Source organism: Microcoleus sp. OTE_8_concoct_300 (genome assembly GCF_031383065.1).
In the GTDB taxonomy this organism is placed as follows: Bacteria; Cyanobacteriota; Cyanobacteriia; order Cyanobacteriales; family Microcoleaceae; genus Microcoleus.
In genome coordinates this window covers 1-1,973 of the sequence record NZ_JANMZH010000043.1, presented here as the reverse complement: position 1 = coordinate 1,973, position 1,973 = coordinate 1, and the positions used below count along the sequence as shown (strand labels likewise).

2 protein-coding genes are annotated in these 1,973 nt (G+C 46.6%); one reads left to right on the top strand and one right to left on the bottom strand.

All coding sequences use genetic code 11. The features are described from left to right. Positions 1 to 278 precede the first annotated feature (278 nt). Positions 279 to 551, bottom strand: a complete 273-nt coding sequence (locus ACUVJL_RS02275) for a hypothetical protein (RefSeq protein WP_445244359.1) — start codon at positions 549 to 551, stop codon at positions 279 to 281. Positions 552 to 824: 273 nt separating this feature from the next. Here ACUVJL_RS02275 and ACUVJL_RS02270 point away from each other — a divergent pair, with 273 nt between their 5' ends. Further along, a complete protein-coding gene (locus tag ACUVJL_RS02270) occupies positions 825 to 1,832 on the top strand; it encodes a protochlorophyllide reductase (RefSeq protein WP_445244358.1) in 1,008 nt (335 codons plus the stop codon). The last annotated feature ends 141 nt before the right edge of the window (positions 1,833 to 1,973 follow it).

Here is a 1,973-nt window from a genome sequence, read left to right as displayed (position 1 = left end):
CCCATCCCACAAACTTGTGGAAGTTATTTAATTCTCATTCCTAATACCAATGTTGTTTCGTCTCTTTTTAATTCACTTCCTAGAGACTGCATGGTATTTAAAATATTCAGGTTAAAAACCCCGGCTCGAAATGACCGAAAGCATCCAGGATACAAGCCCCCGGATTCATCTGTCCAGAAATAAAAAACCTGTATCCGATGAAACTTGCCCCCCGAATTTCTCCGTTTGCTGTCAGGTCGGACAAACAAATCTCCATCGGATTTGAAGTATTCCATAATTTAGGTTTTACTTCTGAGCAATTCGCCCAAAGAAATCAGGAAATATTTATTATTTAACAAGGATTGACCGAAATAAGTGTAGTAACTGGAACAGCGGAGATTCTTTTCGTCCATATAAGCTCCCGGAATCCACGAAGTTCTTAAGATATCCCGACCCAAATTCAGGGTTCCCATGAATAAAACACAATCATCAGGGGAAAAATATTGATGAGCTGCTTTTGGGTAAAAATTGAGATATTTGGTTTCTTGGTAAATGTATCCTTGTTTCGGCAATTGGGCTAAAAATTATGTTTCACGATCGTAAATATTTTGTTCGATCAACCAATTTACTTTTTTCATGACAGTCTTATGTTGGATCGGTGTTTGAGGGGCAACTCCCGCAAAGAGAGCGAAAATGACTTGATCTTGCCCTTGGGCAAAAAGGCAGTTGAGATCGAGAACGTTTCCTCATATCCTAATAAGCGTAGGACATTTCAAAACATCCGAGCTGCTAGCTCAGCGTTTGAGTACCTGAAAATAATCAATAGCGGAAGCGCTTTTAACAAGATGGCACAAAATCACAAATCCACGGTTATCATTACCGGCGCTTCCTCCGGCGTCGGTTTGTACGGCGCGAAAGCTCTGGCAGACAAGGGATGGCACGTAGTCATGGCCTGTCGGGACGTGGGGAAAGCCGGAGATGCCGCCCAAGAGTTGGGCATACCTGAAGGCAGTTTCTCCATCATGCAGATTGACTTGGGCGATTTGGAGAGCGTGCGCAGGTTTGCTCGGGCATTTAAGGCAAGCGGCAGGCCTTTGGACGCTTTGGTGTGTAACGCGGCCATTTATATGCCTTTGATTAAGGAACCGCTGCGGAGCCCGGAGGGTTATGAGTTGACGATGACTACCAATCACCTGGGTCATTTCCTGCTGTGCAACCTGATGATGGAAAATATGAAGCCTTCCTATTATTCCGATGCGAGAATCGTGATTTTGGGAACTGTGACTCACAATCCAGACGAGTTGGGCGGGAAGATTCCGCCGCGCCCGGATTTGGGCAAGTTTGAGGGTTTTGAAGCGGGTTTCAAAGACCCGATTTCGATGGTTGACGGCAAGAAGTTTGAACCGGTCAAGGCTTACAAAGATAGCAAAGTTTGCAACGTGTTGACGATGCGGGAATTGCACCGCCGCTTTCACGAATCTACGGGGATTACTTTCACTTCGCTTTATCCCGGATGCGTGGCGGATACGCCGCTGTTCCGCAATCACTATCCCCTATTTCAGAAGCTGTTCCCGCTGTTTCAGAAGAATATCACGGGGGGTTACGTGTCGCAGGAGTTGGCGGGGGAAAGGCTGGCGATGGTGGTTGCTGATCCAGAATACAAGCAATCTGGGGCTTATTGGAGTTGGGGGAACCGCCAGAAAAAAGATGGCAAGTCTTTTGTGCAGAAGGTTTCTCCCCAGGCCCGCGATGATGAAAAAGGCGAGCGGATGTGGGAGTTGAGCGCTAAGTTGGTGGGATTGGCTGACGGGGCTCAAATGGGTGCTGCAGCTGGTGTGGGCCGCTCTGCATAATTCATAGAAAATCCTCGTTGGAAACCCTGCATCTTTAGACCTGGGAGGAAAACTGATAGGCAGGATTTATCCTGCCATTTCGCTGTATATTTATAACAGTAGCGAAAAGATTGTTATGTACCTGACCCAAAAGAACCAAGT

Excerpts from the sequence above, each read along its gene's own strand:
- ACUVJL_RS02270 (WP_445244358.1), top strand. The coding sequence starts at position 825 with ATGGCACAAAATCACAAATCCACGGTTATCATTACCGGCGCTTCCTCC.